This window comes from Nocardiopsis sp. TRM 82005 (assembly GCF_056312425.1).
The window spans coordinates 161710-186335 of sequence record NZ_JBWDTQ010000001.1 but is presented as its reverse complement, the minus strand read 5'-3'; the positions used below and the strand labels follow the sequence as shown (position 1 = coordinate 186335).

General features: G+C 70.8%; 25 protein-coding genes. 8 read left to right on the top strand and 17 right to left on the bottom strand.

The window, feature by feature from the left end; genetic code table 11:
* Positions 1-26: 26 nt before the first annotated feature.
* From AC0T5L_RS00820 to AC0T5L_RS00810, 3 genes are all read right to left on the bottom strand, one after another.
* Positions 27-422, bottom strand: a complete 396-nt coding sequence (locus tag AC0T5L_RS00820) for an STAS domain-containing protein (RefSeq protein WP_476163354.1) — start codon at positions 420-422, stop codon at positions 27-29.
* A gap of 19 nt (positions 423-441) precedes the next feature.
* Entirely contained in the window at positions 442-1326 is an 885-nt protein-coding gene (locus tag AC0T5L_RS00815) for an STAS domain-containing protein (protein WP_476163353.1), read from the bottom strand.
* Between the two features lie 165 nt (positions 1327-1491).
* On the bottom strand, positions 1492-2670 hold the full coding sequence (locus AC0T5L_RS00810; RefSeq protein ID WP_476163352.1) for a PP2C family protein-serine/threonine phosphatase: 1179 nt from the start codon (positions 2668-2670) through the stop codon (positions 1492-1494).
* 160 nt (positions 2671-2830) lie between these two features.
* Here AC0T5L_RS00810 and AC0T5L_RS00805 point away from each other — a divergent pair, with 160 nt between their 5' ends.
* A complete protein-coding gene (locus AC0T5L_RS00805; RefSeq protein WP_476163351.1) occupies positions 2831-3322 on the top strand; it encodes a MarR family winged helix-turn-helix transcriptional regulator in 492 nt (163 codons plus the stop codon).
* Positions 3323-4016: 694 nt separating this feature from the next.
* Here the strand turns inward: AC0T5L_RS00805 and AC0T5L_RS00800 are convergent.
* The 9 genes from AC0T5L_RS00800 to AC0T5L_RS00760 form a co-directional block, all read right to left on the bottom strand.
* Positions 4017-4229: a hypothetical protein gene (locus AC0T5L_RS00800; RefSeq protein WP_476163350.1), complete on the bottom strand. Its 213-nt coding sequence runs from the start codon at positions 4227-4229 to the stop codon at positions 4017-4019.
* A gap of 31 nt (positions 4230-4260) precedes the next feature.
* Entirely contained in the window at positions 4261-5127 is an 867-nt protein-coding gene (locus AC0T5L_RS00795) for a glycosyltransferase family 2 protein (RefSeq protein WP_476163349.1), read from the bottom strand.
* A 295-nt stretch (positions 5128-5422) separates the two neighbouring features.
* Entirely contained in the window at positions 5423-6193 is a 771-nt protein-coding gene (locus AC0T5L_RS00790; RefSeq protein ID WP_476163348.1) for a CDP-alcohol phosphatidyltransferase family protein, read from the bottom strand.
* Positions 6171-7220, bottom strand: a complete 1050-nt coding sequence (locus tag AC0T5L_RS00785; protein ID WP_476163418.1) for an iron-containing alcohol dehydrogenase family protein — start codon at positions 7218-7220, stop codon at positions 6171-6173. Before AC0T5L_RS00785 ends, AC0T5L_RS00790 begins: the two co-directional genes overlap by 23 nt.
* Before the next feature lie 5 nt (positions 7221-7225).
* Positions 7226-7957 carry a phosphocholine cytidylyltransferase family protein gene (locus AC0T5L_RS00780; protein ID WP_476163347.1) on the bottom strand — a complete coding sequence of 244 codons (732 nt, stop codon included), beginning with the start codon at positions 7955-7957 and terminating at the stop codon, positions 7226-7228.
* Positions 7958-7990: 33 nt separating this feature from the next.
* Entirely contained in the window at positions 7991-8722 is a 732-nt protein-coding gene (locus AC0T5L_RS00775; RefSeq protein WP_476163346.1) for a DUF5941 domain-containing protein, read from the bottom strand.
* Positions 8719-9600 (bottom strand): hypothetical protein, encoded by an 882-nt coding sequence (locus AC0T5L_RS00770; RefSeq protein WP_476163345.1) that lies wholly within the window; start codon positions 9598-9600, stop codon positions 8719-8721. Before AC0T5L_RS00770 ends, AC0T5L_RS00775 begins: the two co-directional genes overlap by 4 nt.
* Positions 9601-9858: 258 nt before the next feature.
* Positions 9859-10755, bottom strand: coding sequence for an ABC transporter ATP-binding protein (locus AC0T5L_RS00765; RefSeq protein ID WP_476163344.1), 897 nt, complete (start codon positions 10753-10755; stop codon positions 9859-9861).
* Positions 10755-11603 (bottom strand): ABC transporter permease, encoded by an 849-nt coding sequence (locus AC0T5L_RS00760; RefSeq protein WP_476163343.1) that lies wholly within the window; start codon positions 11601-11603, stop codon positions 10755-10757. The genes AC0T5L_RS00765 and AC0T5L_RS00760 overlap by 1 nt, the downstream gene beginning before the upstream one ends.
* A gap of 486 nt (positions 11604-12089) precedes the next feature.
* Between AC0T5L_RS00760 and AC0T5L_RS00755 the strand changes: the two genes are divergently transcribed.
* Entirely contained in the window at positions 12090-12839 is a 750-nt protein-coding gene (locus AC0T5L_RS00755) for an IspD/TarI family cytidylyltransferase (RefSeq protein ID WP_476163342.1), read from the top strand.
* A complete protein-coding gene (locus AC0T5L_RS00750; protein ID WP_476163341.1) occupies positions 12836-13615 on the top strand; it encodes a glycerophosphodiester phosphodiesterase in 780 nt (259 codons plus the stop codon). The genes AC0T5L_RS00755 and AC0T5L_RS00750 overlap by 4 nt, the downstream gene beginning before the upstream one ends.
* A 44-nt stretch (positions 13616-13659) precedes the next feature.
* Here the strand turns inward: AC0T5L_RS00750 and AC0T5L_RS00745 are convergent, their stop codons facing one another.
* Complete coding sequence (locus AC0T5L_RS00745; protein ID WP_476163340.1) at positions 13660-14520, bottom strand: DUF4429 domain-containing protein; 861 nt, start codon at positions 14518-14520, stop codon at positions 13660-13662.
* A 109-nt stretch (positions 14521-14629) separates the two neighbouring features.
* A complete protein-coding gene (locus AC0T5L_RS00740; protein WP_476163339.1) occupies positions 14630-15625 on the bottom strand; it encodes a glycosyltransferase family 2 protein in 996 nt (331 codons plus the stop codon).
* A gap of 361 nt (positions 15626-15986) precedes the next feature.
* On the opposite strand from AC0T5L_RS00740, the gene AC0T5L_RS00735 reads away from it, so the two are divergent.
* From AC0T5L_RS00735 to AC0T5L_RS00725, 3 genes are all read left to right on the top strand, one after another.
* On the top strand, positions 15987-17486 hold the full coding sequence (locus tag AC0T5L_RS00735) for an LCP family protein (RefSeq protein ID WP_476163338.1): 1500 nt from the start codon (positions 15987-15989) through the stop codon (positions 17484-17486).
* Positions 17487-17508: 22 nt separating this feature from the next.
* On the top strand, positions 17509-18189 hold the full coding sequence (locus tag AC0T5L_RS00730) for a YIP1 family protein (protein WP_476163337.1): 681 nt from the start codon (positions 17509-17511) through the stop codon (positions 18187-18189).
* Between the two features lie 230 nt (positions 18190-18419).
* Positions 18420-19751 carry a UDP-glucose dehydrogenase family protein gene (locus AC0T5L_RS00725; protein ID WP_476163336.1) on the top strand — a complete coding sequence of 444 codons (1332 nt, stop codon included), beginning with the start codon at positions 18420-18422 and terminating at the stop codon, positions 19749-19751.
* A 55-nt stretch (positions 19752-19806) separates the two neighbouring features.
* Here the strand turns inward: AC0T5L_RS00725 and AC0T5L_RS00720 are convergent, their stop codons facing one another.
* A complete protein-coding gene (locus AC0T5L_RS00720) occupies positions 19807-21384 on the bottom strand; it encodes an MFS transporter (protein ID WP_476163335.1) in 1578 nt (525 codons plus the stop codon).
* 70 nt (positions 21385-21454) lie between these two features.
* Here AC0T5L_RS00720 and AC0T5L_RS00715 point away from each other — a divergent pair, with 70 nt between their 5' ends.
* Positions 21455-22027, top strand: coding sequence for a TetR/AcrR family transcriptional regulator (locus AC0T5L_RS00715; protein WP_476163334.1), 573 nt, complete (start codon positions 21455-21457; stop codon positions 22025-22027).
* Between the two features lie 134 nt (positions 22028-22161).
* Here the strand turns inward: AC0T5L_RS00715 and purE are convergent, their stop codons facing one another.
* Both purE and AC0T5L_RS00705 read right to left on the bottom strand, forming a co-directional pair.
* A complete protein-coding gene (purE, locus tag AC0T5L_RS00710; RefSeq protein WP_476163333.1) occupies positions 22162-22737 on the bottom strand; it encodes a 5-(carboxyamino)imidazole ribonucleotide mutase in 576 nt (191 codons plus the stop codon).
* A complete protein-coding gene (locus tag AC0T5L_RS00705; RefSeq protein ID WP_476163332.1) occupies positions 22734-23903 on the bottom strand; it encodes a 5-(carboxyamino)imidazole ribonucleotide synthase in 1170 nt (389 codons plus the stop codon). Before AC0T5L_RS00705 ends, purE begins: the two co-directional genes overlap by 4 nt.
* A gap of 248 nt (positions 23904-24151) precedes the next feature.
* Here AC0T5L_RS00705 and AC0T5L_RS00700 point away from each other — a divergent pair, with 248 nt between their 5' ends.
* Positions 24152-24616 (top strand): GtrA family protein, encoded by a 465-nt coding sequence (locus AC0T5L_RS00700; RefSeq protein ID WP_476163331.1) that lies wholly within the window; start codon positions 24152-24154, stop codon positions 24614-24616.
* Positions 24617-24626: the final 10 nt, after the last annotated feature.

Sequence of the window (24626 nt, the reverse complement as noted above, 5' to 3'; positions counted from 1 at the left end):
TGCCGGCGGCTCTTGGGCAGGCCGGCTCACGACATCCCCCGTCGCGGCTGCCCCGTCTGCTCTATGGTGACCCCGAAGCTGGCCGCCGCCTCGGTGACCGTGCGGGCCGTGTCCATGCCCGGCAGGGTCAGACCCAGCTCGACCAGGGTGATGGCCACCGCCGGACGCATACCGACCAGCACGGTCCTGGCCGCGAGGAGGAGCGAGGACTCCGCGACCTCCGCGAGGACGCGCGCGAGGAAGGAGTCGACCATGTCGAGCGTGCTGATGTCGATGATGAGCCCGCGCGAACCGGTGTTCGCCACCGCGGCTGTGACGTCCTCCTGGAGGGCGACGGCCGAGTCGTCGGGAAGCTCGCCCTGGATACTGACGAGCAGCAGTCCGCCGAGGTCGAGGACGGGGATGGTGGAAGGGCTAGTCACGTGCCTGTCCAATCGGCTCTCAGGAGTTTCCTCGCGTGGGCAGTTCCCTGCTCTCCCTGCGTTCCATGGCCCACTCCAGCGCGTCGGCGAGGCTGGCACGGGTGGTGACCGAACTCAGGTCGAGTCCGAGTTGAACGATGGTCTGGGCGATGGCGGGCCGGATGCCGGAGATCACGCACTCCGCCCCCATGAGCCGTGCCGAGGCGACGGTCTTCAGGAGGTGGTGCGCGACGAGCGAGTCCACTGTCGACACACCGGTGATGTCGAGGATGGCGATGGTGGCCTTGTGTTCGACGATGGCTTCCAGAAGGTTCTCCATCACCACCTGGCTGCGAGCGCTGTCGAGCATGCCGATGAGCGGCACCGCGACGAGGCGGTCCCAGAGCTTGATGACCGGGGTCGCCATCTCCAGCAGCTGCTGGCGCTGGCGGGAGACGATCTCCTGGTTCTCCTGGAGCAGGGTGTCGAGGACCATGACCCGGAGGGTCGCGAACAGCGTGACGAGCTGCATGCGGATCTCACAGGCCTCCTCGTCCACGGGCCCGGGGGTGTCCGCCGCCAGCAGTTCCAGTGCTGCCTCGCGCAGGGCCCCGACCTCGCGGTCCACCTGGCCCGTGGACAGGCCCGATCTCGAACGCGAGGCGGTCATCGCTATGAGCTGTTCCCGGATGGGTTGGAAGCCGGCCGCATCCAGGTCGTCGACACGTCCGCTCCCGGCGACGGTGGCGAGGGAGTCCACGACCGCGTGGCAGGCCTCGACGGCCTCGTCCCGAGTGACCGTGAACACGGCCTGGAAGAACGAAAGGTCCGCCCACCGCTGGGCGAGTTGCTCCCTGCGGCGCCGGAGGAGGTCCGCCACGGCTTCCGTACTCGCCCGGGCGGGCCCGGTTGCTCCGTCAGTCATACATCTCCCCCGTGGTAGCTCGGTGTCATCGCGAAGGTGCACCGCGTGCGTTCTTTGCCGCCTGACAATTAACTACCAGACGACCGCCGGTGGTCCGCCGGGCGGACGGAACACGGCACGTGCCGAAGACCCCGGCGACCAGCCGGCACGCTGGATCAGCGGCGTTCACCTCCGTTCCCTCCCCCGCCAGTCGAGGCAGACCACGAGCGCGTCGTCGGTCGCGTCCCGCCCGCCCTGGTACGCGGACAGGTGGCGCAGGACCTCCTGGGGGACGGAGACGGCGGGCAGCAGCCTGGTGGCCAGGACCGCCCGGGCCAGCGCCCTGTCCCCGAAGGTCTCCTTCTCCGAGTTGCCCGGGGCGTCGAACACCCCGTCGCTGACGAAGACCAGCCGGTCACCGGGTTCGACACCGAAGCTCTGCGCGGTGTACACCGTGTCCTCGGCCATTCCCAGGGGGAGCTGTGCCTCGAAGGGCACCTGGTCCACCTGGTCGTTCCGCAGGACGTAGAGGCGGGGCGAGCCGGCGTCGACCGCCTCCACCGTACCCGTGTCGAGGTCGAAGCCGAGGGAGAGGACGTCCAGGTAGCACTCGCCCCCGTGCTGGGCGTAGACGGCCTTGTCCGCGAGGGCGACCTGGTCGGCGAGCGGCAGCCCTCCTCGGCGCGCGTTGCGCAGGGCGTTGACCGCTAGGTTGGAGAGGAGCGAGGCGTCGATGCCCGCGCCCATGCCGTTGGTGATGCTGAGGTTGAGCCGGTCCCGCTCGGCGGACCAGTCGAAGTTGTCGCCGCGTACGGCGTAGGCGGGTTCGAGCTGGGCGCCGAGACTGTACTCGGGGCACTCGTAGGCACGTCCGGGAAGCAGGTCCCACTGCATCTCGGCGGCCAGGGTGAGGCGGTCCCTGCGACGGACCGACCGGTAGAGGTCGGTGTCGCGTTCGGCCACGAGGATCTCGTGGCCGAGCGCGTTGGCGACGTGCGCCAGGTCGTCGAGCATCTGCTTGGAGGGATCGCCCGCCTTCAGTTCGACGGTGAGGACGCCCAACCGGTCACCGCGCGCGCTCACCGGGAGGTGGGCGGCCGTGACAGCGGACTCGGGATCGTCCTCGACGAAGCTCTCCTGGGAGCCGAAGACCCTTCCCACGACACTGTTGAAGACGGAGAAGTCCTCGGTGCACTCGCCCAGCCGCTCGGAGACGTGGCAGAGTACCTTGAGCCCGTAGTCGGCGAGGAGGAGTTCGGCGGACACCGCCCCGTAGTTCTCCGCGAGTGCCTCGCGCAGGACCGCCAGGAGCCCGTGGGGTGCGGCCCCGCGCAGGGCCCGCGCTACGGCCTCGGATCTGTTCACTGTGTCGACCTGCATTTTCTGTGCCTGGTGGGAATGCCCGCGCACCGGCACGGGTACGGTCAGCGGGCATGGAACAGGGTGTTCCGTTATGGTCGTAGAGATACCCGATAACCGGTCACGGCCGGGTATGACTCACAGAAATGACTTGTGAGAGTGGGAAGTGAGTCCTGAATCGCAGGAGCAGACAGCTGAGACGGCCCGTGCCGCCTCCGCCCTCACCGAGCTGATGGAAGTGCTCTGGGGACGTGGGCGTGAGGTCGCTTCCTCCCCGGTCTCTCCCTCGCAACTCAAGGTCCTCTTCGTCCTGGAGGAAGAGGACGGCGTAAACCTGCGAACCGTGACCGACCGCCTGGGATCCACCCCCCCATCCGTGAGCAGGTTGTGCGACCGCCTCCAGGCGGTCGGCTTCGTCAGTCGGACCGCGAGCCCGAACAGCCGACGGGAGCTGAGGCTCTGGCTCAGCGAGAGCGGCCGATCCTTCCTGCGTGACCTCAGGGCCCGCAGGGAGGCGGAGCTCCACGAGGTCATCGCCCGCATGCCCCCGAAGAAGCGGGCGATGCTCCTGGAAGGACTCGTGTCCTTCAGCGAGGCGGCGGGCCACTCCGACACGCGCTCCGGTGGTTCCGGACAGCCGACCTTCCGTACGGCCTGAGACCGCTGGCACACGAGTCGGACGGGCAGCCCGGCATCGCTCGCGAAGGGGTTTCCGCCTCCCCGCGCCGCCCGGGGCCGCGCCCGTCTGCCGGAGCAGGCGCCCCAGTCACAAACAATGCCGACAAGAGCAACTATTGTCAAACAGCAACAATTAACCATCGGCAGGGCGGCTTCTGTGTAGGCGCCCGTCGCGCTGGCTGGTGGGGCCGGTCAGCTCCGGGGGCGGTGACCGGCTCCTCCAAGGGGATTGCCGTGAGGATCAAGCACGACGACGGCGAGGCGGCCGGCTTCAGGTCCGCGCCCACCAGCCGCTCGCCGGACGCGCGGATCTCCTGCGGTGCGGACGGGACGGCTGCGCCGAAGGACCAGGACGCGTCCGGGTACCACCGCCGCGCCGGGGGCCGTAGGTGGTGTCGTAGCCGCCGGACAGGTCGCCGCCGAGGTCGACCCGCTCCTGGCCGCGGTGCGAGAAAACCACGGCGCACGCCGGCCGGCACCGGCCCCGGGGAGCGTTCGCCAGGTGCCGCAGCGGCTACAGCGAGGCGGGGGACACGCTGCCGTCGCCGAGGGGCGACGGTGATGGTGTAGTCGCCGAACGGCGCGCCCGTCCCACCGTCGGCGGTCAGTGACCGCCGAGCGGACCCGGGGCGGTCAAGGCGCCGTGTCCGTGTTCGGCCCGTCATGACCGTCAATCACAGAGCGGCCTTCGGCCCATGAACGGTGCCCGGCCCCTCTCCCGTCCCGACGGCTCCTGCCGCCGGGTCTCCCGGTCCGGCCCTTCCGTCGCCGCGAACGGCCACCGGGATCCCGGGCGGGTGCCCCACGAGCTGCTCGGCGGCGGCCACGACGCCGACCGCCAGCAGGGCTGCCAGGAGGAGGATGGCGACGGTGGGCAAGGAGATCATGTCTGCTCCCGGGGCGGAGTGACGGGATCGGTCAGATGATGGGCGGGCGGCCGGCCCGGGTCATCCGCCAGGCGGTCGACCAGCGGATCGGGGTGCGCGGGCCGGCGTTCTCACGCCAACCATCGCGGAAACCGGCGAACCAGGAGCGCAGCGCGGTCCGGTCCCGCTCCCGCAGCACGGTCAGCCCCATCCAGGTGGCCAGGTAGGCCAGGGCGAGGAGCCACGGCAGGTTGCGCCGGGCCAGCCACACCCGGTTGCGGGCGTTGAGCCGGTAGAAGTTCTCGTGCCGGGTCGGCGCCACCGCCGGGTGGTACATCACCGCGTCGGCGTCGTACTCGATCCGGTAACCGGCGTCCATGATCCGCCAGGCGAGGTCGGTCTCCTCGTGGGCGTAGAAGAAGTCGCCGGGCAGACCGCCCCCGGTCTCGAAGGCGGTACGGCGGATCGCGCACGCCCCGCCCAGGAACGTGGTCACCGCGCTCGACTTGCGGGAGTCCCCCACACGCAGGCGCGGCACGTGGCGGCGCTGGTCGGGGCCGCCGTCGGGGTCGGCGATCCGGAAGGACAGGGCGCCCAGCGACGGGTCGGCGGCGAAGCGCTCGCGCACGTGGCGGGCCAGGTCCGTGGAGCGGTACCAGCCGTCGTCGTCCAGGAACAGGATGATGTCGCCCCTGGTCGCCCGTACCCCTCGGTTGCGCCCCTCGGGGATGCCCACGTTCTCCGGCAGGCGCACCTGCGTGACGCCCTCGGGCAGCTTCGGCAGGTCCGCGCCGTTACTGACCACCACGACCTCGACGTCCGCGTCCTCCTGTTCGAACACGCTGGTGATCGCCCTGCGCAGTTCGGCTGGGCGGTTGCCCATCGTGAGCAGGATGCAGGACAGGGTTGGCGCGGACACCTGGGAACGGCTCCGTTCGGCTCTGGACGCTCGGGGGTGCTCCTCACCGGGCGCCCGGGAGGAGTTCTCGGACTCAGGGTTTCCGGAGCTCGACGAGGACGGAGTCACGGGTGTGGCCATGCTTGCGACCGTTCAGTGGACGACATGTTGCTGGAAGGTTGACACATGCCAACGCTCGCAGAAACAGACTAACGAAAGAATAAATAGAAGGTGTACGGGGCCGTAAACAGGGTAACCTGCACGGCCCCGTATATGACGCCAACGTCACTGGCGCGTTATCCGTGTCATCGGAAAACTATTCGAGGCGCCGAGAGGCGAGCACGCTCACGAAGTGCGCGAAGCTCATCAGCGCGCCCACGGCGGCGCACGCCGCCACGAGGATCCTGGTAGCCGTCAGGTCGCCGAGGAAGGCGTCCACGACGGCCGCCACCACGACGATCAGGGACAGTTCCACCGCCTGGATGAGGCGGTGGACCCTGAGCGCGGAGGCCGCGCGCCGGGCCAGGCTCAGACCGGACGAACGCGGACGCATCGCCTCGTCCGAGACCTTCTCCGGCAGCCCCGCCTTGGCGCGCGCCACCACGACGTTGTCGGTCTCGGCCTTGATCAGCGCGACGCCGATAGCGGCGGCCATCCCCAGGATGACCCAGCCGCCCGCTTCCCACTCGCCCTGGGCGCGCAGGCCCAGTCCGATCAGAAGCGCGATCTCGGATACGTAGTGGCCGATCCGGTCCAGGTAGATGCCGGCCACACTGGTGCGGCCGGTGTAACGGGCCACCTCGCCGTCGGAGCAGTCCAACAGCAGGTACACCTGCACGAACAGCGCCGCCACGATCGCCGACCACAGGCCGCCGAAGGCGACCACGACCCCGGCCAGAACGCCGAACACCATCATCAGGTAGGTGATCGGGTTCGGGGGGACGCCGAGCCGGACGAAGAACGTGGTCAGGTACGGGGACAGGTCGCGCATGTAGAGGCGGCCCGCCCAGTGCTCCTCGTTCGTTCTCTCCTTGATACCGGCGGGCTGGCCACCCGCGCGGACCTCAGTGACCGACGGCTTCGACATAGTCCTTGACGCTCCGTCCGATCTCGTCCTCGGAGAGGTTGAGGTGTTCCAGGATGGTGAATCGGCCCGGACGGGTGTCCGGCGCGTGGGCCACCGCCCGTGCGAACTCCGCGCCGTCGAGTCCGACGTCGGAGGGCACGATGGGCAGCCCGTGGCGAACCAGGCAGTCGCGGATCTCGCGCATCCGCGCCTCCGGCCAGTCCATGTGGCGCATTCGCAGGAAGGACGCGTACAGCGCGCCCATCCCGGCGAGCTCGCCGTGGTTGCTGGTGCCCGGGTAGAGCTGGGTGACCGCGTGCAGGATCTCGTGGCACGCGCCGCTGGCCGGGCGGCTGGACCCGGCCACCGACATGGCCATGCCCGAGAGCACCAGGCCCTCGGCGAGCACCGTGAGGAAGGCGTCGGACTCCACCGAGTCGGGCCGGTGCAGTACGGCCTCGGCCGCGACCCTGGCGAAGGTGACGGACATACCGTCCACCGGCTCGCCGTTCACCCGGCCCGCCAGCTCCCAGTCCTCGATGGCGGAGATGTTGCTGATCACGTCGCCGACACCGGACCGGACCAGGTGGGAGGGGGCAGCCTGGACGTAGTCGACGTCGATGACCACGGCGAGGGGCATGGTCACGCCGATGGACGGCTTGCCGCCCTCGTGCTCCAGGGAGCTGACCGGGGAGGCGATGCCGTCGTGCGCCAGGTTCGTGGCCACGGCCACCATGGGGATGCCCGCCATGGTCGCGGCGAACTTGGTGACGTCGATGGTCTTGCCGCCGCCGATCCCGGCGACCGCCTCGTAGGCACCGGAGCGGAGCTTCTTGCCCAGCTCGGTGGCGGCGTCGACGGTGCCCTCCTCCACCTGGAAGACCTCGCAGTGGGGCAGATCCAGCTCGGCGGCGATCTGCGCGCCCTGGCCCGGACCCACGGCCACGGCGATGCGGCCCTCGGTGGCGATCCTCCGGTCGGCGAGCAACGTCCCCAGGGAGGAGACGGCCCCCCGCCGGACGTCGATCGACAGCGGGGAGGGAAGCATGCGGGCTAGTAGTGGCATGCGATCTCCCTCGCCTTGGCCAGATCGTCGTGGTCGTCGACCTCGACCCAGTCCACCTCGCCGATGGGCGCCGCGGCGACCTTCTCTCCGCGGTTGACCAGCTCCTGGTAGCCGTCCTCGTAGTACAGCTGCGGGTCGCGCTCCCAGGTGGCCTTGAGGGCGTCGGCGAGACGGGCGTCCAGGGAGCCCTCGATGAGGGTGGCGCCGATGTACTCGCCCGCCGCGGCGGCCGGGTCCATGAGCTTGGTGATGCTGCGCAGGTGGCCCTCCCCGTCCAGGGTCACCTTCATCTCCTCGTCAGCGAGGGTTTTCACGTTGTCCACCGCGAGGAGGAGTTCCGGTCCCCGTGCGGCGAGTAGCGTTTCCTCGACGCTCACGGGGTGAACCGTGTCACCGTTTACCAGGAGGACGCCCTCGGAGAAGAACTCGCGCGCGGTCCACAGGGAGTAGGCGTTGTTCCACTCCTCGGCCTTGTCGTTGTAGCTGAGGGTGAGCTTGACTCCGTGGCGCTCCTCAAGGGCCTCCTTGCGCGCCTCGACCGCCTCGGCACGGTAGCCGACCACGACGACGACGTCGGTGAGCCCGGCCGCCGCCAGGTTGCGCAGTGAGATGTCCATGATGGTCGTCTCACCGTCAACGGGCACCAGTGCCTTGGGCAGAGTGTCGGTATAGGGACGTAGACGGCGCCCCGCGCCTGCGGCGAGAACCATTCCGAGCATGAGGGTGTGTTCCTCCTTAGGTCGGGAAGGCTCTCACGCCTCCCCGTTCGTTCCGGCGGCCGGTCGGCCCCCGTCTGCGTGGCCTGTCCTGGTGGTCCCGTGGTCGGCCCGGCCGCTGTCGCCGGGGGTGGCGCTGACGCGCACGTCGGCCACCGGTGTCGCACTCCAGGTACGCACGGCCTCGCGGACGAGCAGGGCCGCCAGGTATCCAGCGAGTATGCCGTAGGCGGGTGTGAGCGCGTGGAACGCGCCCCCGACCGCGATGACGAGCATGCGGCCTTCCCAGCCCAGAGCCGCAGCGCGCACGCTCGCCGCCCGGGCCGCGCCGGCCGCGGAGCGTGTCACGGCGTCGCGGTGGTGGCAGGCGACCACCATCAAGAGTACGAACACCAGGGGACCTGGTACGCCGGACGCCAGCCCCAGGACCGCCAGGTATCCGTACTCGGTGAAGCGCAGAACGGGTGGCACGAGCCAGTCGAACCGTCCGTCGTGGGGGTGGCCAGAGGCCAGTCCGGACAGTAGCAGGGCAGCGACCGGTGCGAACAGGGTAATGCCTGCCAGCCGTCCGTGGTCTGCCGCGAGGAGCGTCCCGACGACCAGGGCGCCCGTGAGCGCGGGAAGCAGTGGCGGTACCGCCCCCGGGGCGGCTCTGCCGAGCAGGGCTGAGAGAGGGCCGTCGTCGCGGAGGATCCTCAGGTCGGGGAGGACGGGGTCGATCCGCCCCCGGGCCTGTGCCCCGCCAGGCCCCGTGCTGCCCGCGTTCACTGGTTCGCCCCGAGACCGGCGGGGTTGGTGAGTCGGGCGGTGACCGCGACGGCGCAACCGACGATGAGGGTGACGAAGGCGACGCGCGCGTCCCACAACGTGGCGGTGACCGCGATGGCCAGGAAACGCGTGGGCTGGGAGAAGGAGAGGAGGCTGTAGGCCGGTGCGGGCACGAGCGCGGTGGAGCGTTCGGGGTGTCCTCCCGGCCTGTTCTCCCTGTCCTTCGCGGTCCGCGCCCTCGTTTCCCCAGCGGCCCCTCGGGGTTCGGAGGCCTCCGCCGTCCCAGACGTGGCCGTGTTTCCCGGGGCGTCGTCATCGAGGACCGTGACCGCGGTGGCGCCGAACAGGCGCGAGGTCAGTTCGGGGTCGCTCTCGCGTGACCCGTGGGTCGGTTGTGGCGTGAGAGCCCCCAGGAGGCCGCCAGTTCGCCTCTGGGGGGAGAATACGGGACGTTTCGAGTTCCAGTCCGGCTCCGGAGCTCCTGGGGCTGGTCCGGCGGCCAGAAGCGAGTCCCGCAGGGCCAGTGCGATGAGGGCTCCCGCCGCCCACCCCCACGCGCCGCTGGTCCCGGCGGCCACGGCGCCGGCCGCCAGCCCGAGGTGGACCGCGTATTCGCGCAACCGCGACAGCATCGCCACGAGCCACAGGGTGAGGGCGTCGCGGCCGTGCGCGCGCATGCGGTCGCGGACCGCGTCGCAGAACAGGACCGCGCCCAGGAACGCCGACCCCGCCAGACCGCCGACCGTGTCGGCCCGGGAGAACCAGACCGCCGCACCGACCGCCGCCAGGACCCCGATCCGGGCCATCCCGGCCCGAGTGACATGTCTGCCTTCCAGCATCCGCGCGGTCAGCCGCGCCACCGTGCCGCAGTCGGCCATGGACGTGCCCTCCCCAGTTCTGCTGAGGGACACCGTTTCTCACGTTGTGTAGTCATTCAACCACTGACACGCGTATACGGCCGTTCTGCCTTGGCGGAGGGGGTACGGGACCTTTGCGGACGGGTGCGGGCACAGGAAGCGCGCACCGCCGGAATCCTCCGGCGGTGCGCACATCGAAAGGCCCGGGCGGCCGGGGCCGGGACGGGGGACCGCCCCGTCCGTGCCCGGAACGGGGGCGGGCCGGTGGGAAAGGCCCGCTCAGGCGGCCTGGCCGCCGTCGTTGCCGTCGGTGCCGTCCTTGCCCCGCTCCGTCTGCTCCTTGGCCTGTTCCTCACGCTTCTTCTTGTCCGCGTCGCGCTTCTTGCGCTCAGCGATCTCCGCCTTGGTGTCCTCGTTGTAGGCGGCGAGCGCGGCGTCGATGTCGGTGTCCAGGGCGAGGCTGCCGCCCTTGACGTACAGGCCCCGGTTGCAGAACCGGCGCAGGTCGCTCTCGTTGTGCGACACCAGCACCATCGTGCGCTGGTTGGCCAGCATCCGGTCGATGGCCTCGTAGCACTTGCGCTTGAATGCCTTGTCCCCCACCGCGAGCACCTCGTCGACCAGCATGATCGGGTGCTCCAGCTGGGAGATCAGCGCGAAGCCGAGCCGCACCTTCATCCCGCTGGAGTAGTGGCGCACCGGGGTGTCCACGAACTTCGACTTGATCTCGGCGAAGTCGATGATCTCCTCGAAGCGCTCGTCGATCTGCTTCTCGGTCATCCCGTGCAGGGAACCGACCAGGTACACGTTCTCGCGCCCCGTGAGGTTGTCGTTGAAGCCGGCGCGCAGCTCCAACAGCGGCGCGACCTTGCCGTGGACGTGCACCTCGCCCTCGTCGGGGAGGAGTACCCCGGCGATCATCTTGAGCAGGGTCGACTTGCCGGTGCCGTTCTTTCCGACGATGCCGACGCACTCGCCCCGGCCGACATCGAACGTCACGTCGCGCAGCGGCCAGAACTCGTCGCCCTCGGCGTTGGGATCGCGCTTGGTGCCGTGGATGAACATCTCGCGCAGGCTGCGCTTGCGGCGGCGGTTCACGGCGAACTTGACACCGAGCCCCTTCGCCTCGATGACCGGCCCGGTGGTGAGCCCGGCGCCGTAGGTCGTCTGCGCCATCACAACTCCTTCAGGACGGACATCTCCAGACGGCGGAACGTCCAGTATCCGATGATCAGCATCAGAATCGAACCGACCACCGATGAAACCAACGCGAGAGTGGTCGGGGTTAGTTCCTCGAAGCCCGCGAACCACACGGCGCGGTGCATCTCGAAGATACCCAGCAACGGGTTGAGCTGGTACAGCGTCTTGGCCCAATCCGGAACGGCGTCGGCGGTGAGCACCAGCGTGGCCGGGAAGAGGATCGCCGAACCGTAGAACAGCAGGCGCGAGGCGATGCGCACCAAGCGCTCCACGTCGCGCAGCAGCACGTTGACCGCGGAGAGGAACAGGGTGAGGCCGAGCCCGAACACGAACTGCAACACGATGGCCAGCGGCAGCCAGACGAGCAGGCCCTCCCACGAGGGCCTGCCGCCGAGGGCGATCACGAAGACGATCAGCACCGGCCAGGTGAGCAGGTACTCGATGAGCTTCGTGCCGACGGTGGCGGTGGGGAAGATCTCCCTGGGCACCTTCATGGTGGTGATCAGTTTGGCGTGCGTGATCATCGCGCGCGGCGCTTCGGACAGGATCGCCCCGAAGGTGTTCCACGGCAGGATCCCGGCCACGAGGAACAGCAGGAAGCCGCCCTGTGCCTTCGCGTCATCCGGCATACCCCGGGTGGCGTCGAGGATGACGCCGAAAACGAAGAAGTAGACCATCGTCAGAGCCAGAGGCTCCAACATCGTCCACGCGTACCCCAGTACGGACTGCTGGTACTTGACCTTCAGGTCGCGCCGGACCAGGAGGCCGACGACCTTCCGGTGCTCCCAGACGGCCAGCGCCCTTGACGCCACCGCCACCTCCAAGGGTTGATGTCTCGTCCGGTCCGTGGTGTGCCGGACAGGCGTGCTCGTACTCGCCTGCGCGCACCGGTCGACGTACGCGGTCCACCCCGCACGTACAACGAGGCGGGGGAGCGTGTCCGGGCGACCGGGGGATGTCACGGACCGCGCCCGGTCCCACGACCGCATCTCGGAGGAGGTCTGTGCCGGGCACGCCATACAGGCGTCCACAGGTTACCGCTGCCAAAGACGTGTCGCGCCATCCCACCTGTCACGAATGCGTGGTCTGTCCCCTCCCCTGGTGCGGCCCCGAAACAGCCCGCCCGGGGTCGGCTGTCGACTGATGAGAGCGCGGCGAGAGCCGTGCGTGGACGAGAGCTGCGCGAAGCGGCCGTTGAGGGGTTGAGGGGTGTTGGGCGACGGGTGGGCGCGCAGCAGAGCACGTGTCCGCCGGACATGCCCTAGCCTCCGACGGAGAGGGTGGCCGCGGACGAGGGAAGAGGTGGGGTCATGCGCCCGCGTGTGATCGCGGCGGTTCTGGCCGGAGGGGTCGGCGCACGGATGGGTGCGCCCTCCCCCAAGCAGCTGCTGCCGCTGGCCGGGCGGCCCGTCATCGAGCACGCGATCGCCGCGTTCGAGGCGTGCCCGGACGTGGACGAGATCGTCGTACTCATGGTGGAGGAGTACCTGGAACGGGTCGGGGACATCGTCACCGCGGCCGGATTCACCAAGGTCGGCGCGGTACTCCCGGGCGGCGCGACCCGCACCGACACCTCCCGCGCCGCCCTGGCGGCGATGGGGCACGCCGCCGACACGGACCTGGCGCTGCTGCACGACGCCGCGCGCCCGCTCGTGCGCCCGGACACGGTCAGCGCGTGCGTGTCGGCGCTTCAGGAGGCGGGCGCGGTCGGGGTGGCGGTGCCCAGCGCCGACACCGTGGTGCGGGTGGCCCCGGGCCGGTCCGGCGGCGAGGCGATCGCGCAGGTACCGCCGCGCGCCGAGCTGCGCAGGATGCAGACCCCGCAGGGTTTCCGGCTCGGTGTGGCCCGACGTGCCTACGAGCTGGCGGCGGCCGACCCCGGACTGGTGGCCACCGACGACTGCGGCGTGGTGCTGCGCTACCTGCCGGAGGAGGAGGTCCGGATCGTGCCGGGCGATGAGGCCAACATCAAGGTGACGAATCCGGCGGACATCGAAATCGCCGAGACACTGCTGCGCCGGACGCACGGGCGCGCCACCATGCCGGAGGCGGGCGCGTGAGCCGGGTGTTCGAGGCGACGGAGGTGATCGGCCACCGGGGCGTGGGCCGCGGTGTGGTCGACGGTGTCCGGGAGAACACGGTGGAGTCCTACGCCGCCGCGGCACGGGCCGGGGCGGACTGGATCGAGATCGACGTGCGCCGCACCGCCGACGACGCGCTGGTGCTCCACCACGACGCCGCCCTGGACGACGGCCGGGCGATCGTGGACGTGACCGCGCGCGAGTGCGCCGAGGCCGGGCTGGCCGGACTGGACGAGGGGCTGGCGGCGGTCCCGGCGGGGACTGGCCTGGACGTGGACGTCAAGTCGGTGATGGAGGACGCGGTCGACGCTCCGTCACGGCGGACGGTCTCCCTCCTCCTGCCGTACCTGCGCCGTGAGGCGAGGCATCGCCGAGTGTTCGTCTGCTCTTTCGATCCCGGGGTCCTGCTGGCCGTCCGTGACGATGCCCCCGGAGTTCCGACGGCGTGGATGCCGTTCGTGCGCAACCCGCTGGACCAGGCGGTGGCGGGCGCCGCCGGGATGGGGTGCCCGATCGTGGCGATCGACGCGCGTTCGTTCGGGCTGACCGGGGACGCGCCCCGCCCGGGCCGCCGTCCGGTGGAGTACACCGTGGACCTGGCGCACCGGGCGGGGATCGAGGTGGTCTCGTGGTGCCCGGACCCGGTGGACGCGGCCCGGTTCGCCGGGGCGGGGATGGACGCGATCGTGGTGGACGACGTGCCCGGGACGGTGTCCGCCCTCAAGGGATCCGGCAGCGGCGCCGGGGGCTCCTGAGCCGCTCCGGCCCCGGAAAGGAGCGGCCGAGCCCGCCGGAGGCCTCAGATCCGGTCGAGGAGTTCGGCCTTCTTGGTGAAGAACTCCTCGTCGGTGAGCAGCCCCTTGGCGTGCAGCTCGCCCAGGCGTTCGATCTGCCGGAAGATCCACTCGTTGTCGGGGTCCTCGGGACCGGTTCCGATCCGGCCTACGCCCGCGGCCCACACGTGGGCGGTGATGGTCGCGGCCATCAGCAGGGTGTCGAAGGACTCGTCCCCCTCGTCGGCGAGGAGGACGTTGAGGTCCTGTTTGGGCTTGGCCGGCCTCTCGCTACCGCTGGTGGCGGTAACCAGACGAAGGTAGCCCCACTCCCAGCTGTCGGCGGGCGTCCACTCCGCGCCGGTGACCTCGGCGACGGCGTACTCGCGGCGCTGCACCTTGCGCTTGCGTCCGCTGGCGGCGCCGCCGGACCAGACCAGGCGCACGCGGGAGCCGTCGACGGTCGCGGTGCCCTCGGAGGTCTGGATGTGGAGGGGCAGCCGGGGGACCAGGCGGGTGGCCGTGTCGGGGGCGGGCGGACCGGTCTGCTGCTCCGCGGCGAACCGCATCTGGTCGGCCATGTACTCGGCGACCAGCTCGGTACCGGCCTGGCCGGTGAGCCGGAACGGCTGGGACTTCTCCCGGAGCATGGCTCCGACCGCCGTGTAGGGGTCCATCCGGTCGCGCAGGCGCAACTGGAGGAGCCATCCCTTCTTACGGCCCGCGCCGGGCTGGAAGTCGACCCCGGCGATCGCGCCCACGGGGATTTCGAGCTGGCCGAGCCGCTTGAGCAGCGGGTCCTTGAACCAGCCCCGGGTCTCGTACCTGATGGCGACCGACACACCGTCGAAACGCCACACGGCCTGGTCGCCGCGCAAGTCGTCCATGACGCCCACTCTCCGTTCCTGTTCCCCCTGCCTAGCAGAAGGCCCGTCCTCCCGCGAAGGCGGACCGGGGCCGGAAGCGGCCGACCGCGCCGCTTCCGGCGGCTGGCCGTCAGGCGCGGCTGGCCTGCGCGGTGCGCGAGTCCGAGCCGAGTCCGGGAGGACTGGTGATGAACCCCGCTCCCCACGACATGTGCATGGTGGCCAGCGCGAGCGGGATCATCGGCAGGCTGGCGGCGGGCAGTCCGCGGCCGAGCGGCACCGACGCGGCCGTGACCAGGGCCAGGTAGGCGGCGGGGACCAGGAACAGGGGCCAGAGGAAGAAGCCGCCGACCAGCCCGGTGGCCGCTCCGGCCAGGGCGACGGGCGGGGCCAGGTAGCGCAGGTTGATGGTGCCCCTGTGCTGTCGGGCGACCACTCTGCGCCAGCGGCCGTAGTGGAAGTACTGCTTGGCGAGCAGGCGCACGTTGCGGCGGGGGCGGTAGGAGACCCGCATGCGTGGTTGGAACCACACCGTGCCGCCGGTGGTACGGATGCGGTGGTTCATCTCCCAGTCCTGGGCGCGCAGGAAGGCCTCGTCGTAGCCGCCGACCCGCTCCAGCGCCGACCGCTGGAAGACGCCGAGATAGACGGTGTCGACCGGACCGCCCTCGCCGCCGGTGTGGAAGCGTGCGTTGCCCACGCCCACCTTGGAGGTCATCGCGGCGGCGACGGCCTTCTCCCAGGCGGAGACGCCCTCGGCGGCCATGATGCCGCCGACGTTGTCGGCACCGGTCTCACGGAGCGTCTCGACGGCCACTCGCAGGTAGTCCGAGGGCATCATGGCGTGTCCGTCGATGCGGGCGATGATGTCGTGCGAGGAGGCCGCGATGGCGGCGTTGAGCCCGGAGGGGGTCTTGCCGGTGGGGTTGTCGACCACCCTGACCCGGGGATCGGCGGCGGCGATGCCGTCAGCGACCTCGCGGGTGCGGTCGGAGGAGGGACCGACCCCGAGCACGACCTCCAGTTCACCCGGGTACTCCTGGGCGAGGACGTGCTCCACCGCGGCGGTGAGGTGGCGCTCTTCGTTGAGTACGGGCATGACGACGGAGACAGGCGGCCAGGACACGGGCACTTCCCAGGATCAAGACGTGTCGGGACTGCGTAGGAGCTTGCCGTACGCGCGTCAACGGTACTGCACACGCGCGGCCCCGTCGGCCCGGCGAAGCTCTCCGGACCTCTGCCCCGCCCATGCCGGTGCAGGCCGTTTCTCCGCTCCGACCAGGAGCTGCGGTTACGCGAAGGCCCCGGATGCGTCCCGGGGTCGTGTGGCGGGCGGGAACTGATCCACCATCCGCCGCGTCATACGTACAGGGCATGCGCACAAAGGGGAAAAACAACACGCCGGGACGGACATCCAGTGTGCTTGGACGCAACGGGTGACAACCTAGAGGTAAGGACACCGTTGATCGGGTGGGACGGGGACGCCGATGAGCGACGACAGCGCGGGACGGCACGGACCAGCGGGAGGGTTCCACCGCAAGCGCTCCCAGCCCCTTCCCCCCGAACGCTCCCCCAGGTCCGGGCGGGTGACCGTGCCCAGTCCCGCCGTCCGGCGCCGCCGTACCGGCCTGCTGCTGATGAGCGCGCTGTCGGTGCTGGTCCTGTTCGCCTCGGGGAGCTCGTGGGCGCTCACCGGCTGGATGTCGGGGACCCTGAACCGGTTCGACGTGTTCGGCGGGCTGTCCGAGGACGGCCGCCCCGATCCGACCGGCGGACTGACCTTCCTGGTGATCGGCTCCGACAGCCGGGACGAGATGAGCCATGAGGACCAGGAGGAGCTGAGCGTGGGCTCCACCCCGGGCCAGCGTTCCGACAGCATGATGCTGGTGCGGCTCAACCACGAACGCGACCGTGTCACCGTCGTGGGTATCCCCCGCGACCTGTGGGTGGACATCCCCGGCCAGGGCCGGGACAAGATCAACGCCGCCTACGCCTACGGCGGCCCACAGCTGGCCGTGCGGACCGTGGAGTCACTGAGCCGCGTCCGTATCGACCACTACGCCGAGGTGGACTTCCACGGCTTCGTGGACGTGGTGAACGCGCTGGGCGGTATCGAGGTGTGCCTGCCCGAGCCGATCAACGACCCCAAGGCCCAGTTGGACATGGCGGCGGGCACGCACCAGGTGGACGGGACCGAGGCCCTGGCCTTCGCCCGCACCCGCGCCACCGCGCGCGGCGACCTGGACCGGATCGACCGCCAGCAGCAGGTCCTGTCCGCGATGCTCGACAAGGCGCTGAGCACCGAGACCCTCTCCAACCCGACCAAACTGACCGAGTTCCTGGACAGCGCCCTGTCGTCGGTGACCGTGGACCAGGGGCTGGACACCCGCACGATCAACGACCTCGCCTACCAGATGCGCGACCTGGAGATGGGATCGGTCACCTTCACCCAGGTCCCCCTCGCCGACACGGAGTACTGGACCCCGCGCGGGGACGTCGCCCTGCTGTGGGACGAACCCGCCGCCCGCGAGCTGTTCGGCGCGGTCCAGGCCGACGAGCCGATCGCCGAGCCCTCACAGGGCCCCTCCGCCGAGGACGGGTCCGGGCCCGAGCCCGGCGACATCCGGGTGCGGGTCTTCAACGGGATCGGCGCGCCGGGCCTGGGCGCGGAACTGGACGGCGCGCTGGCCGACGCCGGGTTCGAGGTGACCGGCCCCGCGCAGAACTGGAGCTCCAGCGACGTCGCCAGGAGCCAGGTGCGCCACGGGCCGGACGACCGGGCCGAGGCGGAGTACATGGCCGGGATGGTCCCGGGCGCGGAGACGGTGGAGGACGGCACCCTGGACGGCGAACTACAGCTTGTGATCGGGTTCAACTACACGGCGTTCGAAGCCCCGGAGGCCGAGAGCGACTCGCCGGAGGAAGAGCCCTCTCCCGGTGAGGGCTCCCCGGCCGTCTCGACCGCCCGGGAGAACATCTGCGGATGACCCCGAGTAAGGAGGCTTTACCGTGTTTCACCACCTGGTCGGTCTGCTCGCGGGTGCCGCCCTGGCCCCCGTGCTGTGGATCGCCGCCGCATGGTCGGCAGACCTGCTCCCACGAATCGCCGAGGGCGACGTGAGCGTGACGACGGTGTTGTCGGTGGTGGTGCTGTGCCTGGTGGGGGCCGTGTGCGGCTACCTGGTGGCCTCCCGGGTCTCACCGCTGGCAGCCGGGGCCAGCGGGGCCCTGCTCGCGGCGCTGTGCCTGTGGCCGGTCCTGCACCCGGCGTCCATGGGCTCGGCGCTGTCCTGGTTGAACGAGGACAGCTTCCTGTATCCGTCCGGCACCAGCCTGGCCGTGGCACTGCCGCTGGGGACCCTGCTGCTGTTCTCCGCCGCGATGCCCCTCAGGTGGCGGGCCGCCCACGGCACGGAAGCGCCCCCCGGCGGCCGGGGCGTGGCCAGCGCCGACCGGGAGGAGCACCGACGCGCGCCGCACGAGGAGGATCCGCCCGGTGCCCCGTGGAGCGGCGACACCATCCCGGAGGCGGTCCCTGAGACCGTGCCGCCACCGGTCCCGGGCGGCGGCTTCGAGGACGACCCGGACAAGACCACCACGCCCTTCCACCGTGGCGAGGGCGGTGCCGTGTGGGCTCCCCTGGACGATGAGCACGAGGAGGCCAGAGCGCCGCGGGGCCGTCGGCGCTGAGCAACGGCCCCATTCCAGAGATCTCAGACTCACCGGTAACCTGAGCGCCTGACTGTTCACGCGGTGTTCGGTCATGCGCCGCACCCGGCGCGTAGGGTGATGCACCGCGCCCCGGGCACCACCCGCAGGCCGAATCATGTCCGCTTTCTGCCCTCAAACAGGGTGTTGACCGCCTTTGGCGGGCACAACAGCAGCACGGAAGCGGACGAAAGCGAGGAAGGACACAACCAGTGGTCGAAGCGGATCGTATGCGCGTCTCCGTCATCGGCACCGGATACCTGGGTGCCACCACCGCGGCCTGTCTGGCCGAGATGGGGTTCGACGTCCTTGGCCTCGATGTCGACGAGGCCAAGATCGACATGCTCCGCTCCGGCAGCGTGCCCTTCTACGAGCCCGGCCTCGACGAGCTGCTCACCGCCAAGCTCGAAACCGGGCTCCTGCGTTTCACGACATCCTTCGCCGAGGCCGCCGAGTTCGCCGACCTGCACCTGATCTGCGTGGGCACCCCGCAGCGCAGCGACTCCGGCGCCGCCGACCTGCGCTACGTGAACGCCGCGGTGGACCAGCTGGCTCCGCACCTGACCCGGCCCTCCGTGGTCGTGGGCCGCTCCACGGTCCCGGTGGGCACCGCCGCGACCCTGGCCGCCCGGATGGCCGCGCTGGCCCCCGCCGGTGAGGACGCCGAGCTGGGGTGGAGCCCGGAGTTCCTGCGCGAGGGCTTCGGCGTGAAGGACACGCTGCACCCGAACCGGATCGTGATCGGCACCGACTCCCCCCGGGTGGAGAAGGCCGTGCGGGCCCTGTGGCAGCAGCAGATCGACGACGGCACCCCCTTCCTGGTGACCGACCTCCAGACCGCGGAGCTGGTCAAGGTGGCGGCCAACGCCTTCCTGGCAACGAAGATCTCCTTCATCAACGCCATGGCGGAGGTGTCGGAGGTGGCTGGCGCCGACGTCATCCAGCTGGCCGAGGCACTGTCCTACGACGACCGCATCGGCGGCAAGTTCCTGGGGCCGGGCCTGGGCTTCGGCGGCGGCTGCCTGCCCAAGGACATCCGCGCGTTCATGGCGCGCGCCGACGAGCTGGGTGTGGAGCCCGCGCTGTCGTTCCTGCGTGAGGTGGACGCGATCAACCAGCGCCGCCGCGCACGCACCATCGACATCGCCCGCCAGCTGATCGGCGGCAGCTTCGCCGGCCGCACGGTGACCGTGCTGGGTGCGGCGTTCAAACCCAACTCCGACGACATCCGCGACTCACCCGCGCTGGACGTGGCCTCCACCATCGCCTCACTGGGCGCACAGGTGACGGTGTACGACCCGGCGGCGCTGGAGCGGGCGCGCGAGGCGCACCCGGAACTGAACTACGCGGACTCCATGCTGGCCGCGGCGCACGAGGCCGACGTGGTGCTGCTGCTCACCGAGTGGGCGGAGTTCCGCGAGGCCAACCCCGACGAGCTGGCCGAGGTCGTGTCCCGCAAGCGCATCGTGGACGGCCGCAACGCGCTCGACCCCACCTACTGGCGCGCCTCGGGGTGGACCTACCGAGCGCTGGGCCGCCAGTAACCCGACACGTTCGCGGACGGCCGGCCCCTCGGGGCCGGCCGTCCGGCTTCGCCGGCTACCCCGGTTGGGCCGCGGCGGTCTCGCCGGGGTCCGCGGGGTCCGCGGCGGATCCGCCGGTTCCGGCGGGCAGACCACGCAGGGCCACGGCGGCCAGGAGCGCCACCGCCGCCAGGACGCACGCACCGGTCAGGGCTGCTGCGTTGACCCCGGCGGTGTAGGCGGCGAAGGCCGTGTCGAGCAGGGCCGCGGGATCCTCCGAGCGCGGAGCGGCGGCCAGGGCACCGGTGACGGTCTCGGTCGCGGCCCCGCCCGACCCGGGCAGCTCGCGCTCCATCGCGGTGCGGTAGACGGTGGTCGCGGTGGTGCCGAGGACCGCGATACCCAGGGCCGCGCCGAACTCGGTACTGGTCTCGGAGATCCCGGCGGCGGCACCGGCGCGCTCGCGCCCGGCCGTGGCCAGGACCAGGGTGTTGGCCAGGGTCGCGACTACGCCGATGCCGGAGGTCAACAGGGTGTAGCCGCCGATGAACACCACCAGGCGCGTACCTGTGTCCACGAACCCGACGACGGTGAAACCCGCCGCGCCGAGCACCAGCCCCGCCGCCATGAGCGTGCCGGGGCGCGCCCGTGGCGCGGCCAGGCTCGCCAGGGTGGCGCCCAGGGCGGTGCCGACGAACGTGGGCAGCGCCCACAGGGCCGCGTGGAGCGGGCTCAACCCGTGTACCGCCTGGAGGAAGGTGAAGGTCAGCAGGCCCAGACCGGCGGCGGCGAAGGACACGGCGGTGTTGCCGCCGACCGCGGCGGTGAACGCAGGCCGGGTGAAGAGCGAGACGTCCACCAGGGGGTTCGCCGCGCGGCGCTGCCGGACCGCGAACAGCACCAGGAAGGACGCGCCGACCACCAGGGCGACGACGGCTCGGCCCTCGACCCCGTGCTCGGCCACGCGCTTGGCCGCGTAGACCAGACCGAGCACCGCGGCCAGCGAGAGACCCGCGCCCAGCAGGTCGAAGCCGTCGGCATCCGGGTCACGCGACTCCGGGACCAGGAAGGGCACGGCGACCACCAGCACGACCATGAACGGCAGGTTGACGAGGAAGACCGAGCCCCACCAGAGGAACTCCAGGAGCAGTCCGCCGAAGACGGGCCCGGCGACCGCGCCACCGGTGAAGGCGACCGTCCAGGCCCCGACCGCGATGCCGCGCTGCCGGGGGTCGGTGAACATATCGCGGATCAGGGACAGCGTGGAGGGTGCCAGGGTCGCCCCGGCCGCGCCGAGCAGGACCCGCCCCGCGATGAACAGCTCCGCCGTGGGCGCCAGCGCCACCAGCACGGAAGCGGCCCCGAAGAGCACGGCCCCGGTCAGCAGCAGCCGTCTGCGGCCGATCCGGTCCCCCAGGGCGCCCATCGTGACGAGTAGTCCGGCCAGCACGAAACCGTAGACATCCATCATCCACAGCCACTGTGCGGCCGTGGGTTCGAGTGCTCCGGCGATGGCGGGCGCCGCGACGAAGAGCACCGAGACGTCCATGGACACCAACAGCGCCGGGATCAGGAGTAAGGCCAGTCCGGCCCAGATACGGGCGGTGACGCGCTCGCCCCTCGGCCGAGACGGTGGATTCAGTGGGACTCGCATGGATTTGATCGTACGTACGTCAAAATACAGCGTCAATATGTACGTACGTCCAAATGTTAGGATCACGAGCATGAGCCAACGTGACGACCTGCTGATGGGCGCCAAGAAGTGCCTGGTGGAGAAGGGCTACAGCCGCACGACCGCGCGCGACATCGCCTCCGTGTCAGGAGCGCACCTGGCGTCCATCGGCTACCACTTCGGGTCCAAGGACAACCTGCTCAACACCGCCGTGCTCGAGGCCACCAGCGACTGGGGCGACGCCTTCGGGGCCGCCGTCAACGCCTCCCGCGCCGAGGACCCCCCGAACAGGCTGCGGGTGCTGCTCCACTCGCTGTTTCGGACCATGCCCGAGCAGCGCGACCTCCTCGTCGCCAGTGTCCAGGCCTACGCCCAGGCCCAGTTCGACGAGGGCATCCGCGACACCCTCGCCCAGGGCATCCGCGACGGCCGCCGGGAACTGGCCGCCCTCCTCCTGGACGTGGAACCCGACCAGGTCGGCCCCGCCGCCGTCGCCGGGCTGGGATCGATGGCCTACAACTTCGTCACCGGCTACGTCCTGCAATACCTCGTCGACCCCGAGGCGCTCCCGACCGTCGACCAGGCGGTCGAGGGCCTGCGCGTCCTGCTCCCCGCAGCGGACTGAAGCAGGACGGTCGCACCCCCGCCGCCGACGACGCCCCACGACCAACAGCGATGGTCTTGCCCGTACCGGCAATCTCGGCCGCCGACACCGCCAGTACGGGCAAGACCGTCCGGTGAACGTGCACGGTCAGCGGGCTAGAGACCGAAACCGGCGGGCCTGTCCCCGGCCGAGACCTCTCGGCGCAGCCGCTCACCCTTGGTGTGGGCCTGCTCCTTGAGTTCCTCCTGGAAGCGGGCCATGCGCTCGGTCAGCTCGGGATCGTTCGCGGCCAGCATCCGCACCGCCAGCAGGCCGGCGTTGCGGGCGGCGCCCACCGCCACGGTCGCCACCGGCACACCGGCGGGCATCTGCACGATGGACAGCAGTGAGTCCATACCGTCCAGGTACTTGAGCGGCACCGGGACGCCCACCACGGGCAGGGTCGTCACCGAGGCCAGCATGCCGGGCAGGTGAGCGGCACCGCCCGCACCGGCGATGACCGCCTTCAGACCGCGCCCGGCGGCCTCGGTGCCGTAGGCGACCATCTCGTGCGGCATGCGGTGCGCGGACACCACGTCGGCCTCGAACGGGATGTCGAACTCCCGTAGGACCTCGGCCGCCTCCCGCATCACCGGCCAGTCGGAGTCCGAACCCATCACGATGCCCACCACAGGATTCCCCGCGGGGCTCCTGTCCCGGCCCTGGTCCCGCTCGTTGGCGCTCTCGGTCACTGGTCGTCTCCTCGCAGATAAGTGGCGGCGTCCCGGGCGCGCTCCAGCAGGTCCTGGTAGTCCTCGCCCATCACGGTGACGTGCCCGATCTTGCGGCCCGGACGCACGTCCTTGCCGTAGAAGTGCACCTTCACCTCGGGGTCCTTGGCCATCACGTGCAGGTAGCGGCGGTAGACCCCGGGGTCCTCACCGCCCAGCAGGTTGGCCATGACGGTGTAGGGAGCGTTGGTGCGCGGCGATCCCAGAGGCAGGTCCAGCACGGCTCGCAGGTGCTGCTCGAACTGCGAGGTGCGCGCACCCTCGATGCTCCAGTGGCCGGAGTTGTGCGGGCGCATGGCCAGCTCGTTGACGACCACCCCGTCGGCGGTCTCGAACAGCTCCACGGCCAGCATCCCGGTCACCTCCAGCGCCTGGGCGACCTCGATGGCCAGCTGCTGGGCACGGACGGCCTTCTCCTCGGAGAGGTCCGGGGCGGGGGCGATCACCTCATGGCAGATGCCGCCGCGCTGCACGGTCTCCACCACCGGGTACACCGCGACCTGCCCGTGCGGGGACCGGGCGACCTGCACGGCCAGCTCCCGGGAGAAGCAGATCCTCTCCTCGGCCAGGAGCGGCACCTCCTCGGCGGCGGCGCGGTCCACGACCTCGCGGGCCTGCTCCACGCCGTCCACGATCCACACGCCCTTGCCGTCGTAGCCGCCCCGGGCGGCCTTGAGGACGACTGGCCAGCCGTGCCCGCCGCTCTCGCCCCCGGCGAAGTCGACGACGTGGTCCAGGGTGGTGACGGCCCGCCAGCGCGGCGAGGGGGCGTCCAGCTCGGCCATGCGCGTGCGCATGCGCAGCTTGTCCTGGGCGAAGCGCAGGGCGTCGCGGCCCGGGCGCAGCAGCCCGCCCGCCTCCTCCACCGCTCGCAGGACGGGCTCGGGTACGTGCTCGTGGTCGAAGGTGACCACGTCCTTGGCCTTGACGAAGGCCAGGACGTCGTCGAGTCCGCGGTCGTCGCCCAAGGCGACGTCACCACAGACCTGCGCCGCACTGTCGGCGGGGCCGGCCGCCAGTACCGAGAAGTCGACGCCCAGGCCGATGCCCGCCTGATGGGTCATCCTGGAGAGTTGGCCCCCTCCCACCATTCCCACTCGGGGGACGGTGCGGTTACGCTCGCTCACAGTTCCTCAACTCACATGCTGCTCGTCAACCGCGGTGACGGGACGGCCCCGCGCACGGCGGGACCTGGCCGGTTCGGCTCGGAACCCGCGGCCGGGGTCCTGCTCCAGTCCCCGGCTAGAGTCTAGGGCGTGCGCGTGCGACGGCCCGAAGCCCCACCACCCAGTCGGCGCCCCTCCCCGGTCGGCACCACCGATCGGCGCCCCGCCCGAGGCGGGCCATCCCGACCACACCACTGGAGGCTCAGGCCGTGCGTGACTTCCCCTCCCGACACCCCGGGCTCGCCAAGCTCGCCCGCGAACTGGGCAAGTTCGGCTCGGTGGGGGCCGTGGCCTACGTGGTGCAGCTGACGACGACCAACCTGCTGTGGAGCACGGCGGGCGCGGCTCCGCTCACCGGCCAGGTGATCGGGACACTGTGCTCCATCGCGGTGGCCTTCGTCGGCAACCGGTTCTGGACCTTCGGCGACCGGGCCCGTACCGGTTACGGCCGTGAGACGGTGCTGTTCCTGGTCATGAACGGTGTCGGAATGCTGATCCAGCTCGGCTGTCTGGGCTTCTCGGTGTACGCGCTGAACCTCGACGGCCCGCTGGCGCGCAACGTGGCGGGCAACGTGGTGGGTGTGGGGATCGGCACGCTCTTCCGGTTCTTCTCCTACCGGACGTGGGTCTTCCCCGAGCGGCCGGACCACCCGTCCCGCGAACCGGTCCCGTAGGGACGGCCGC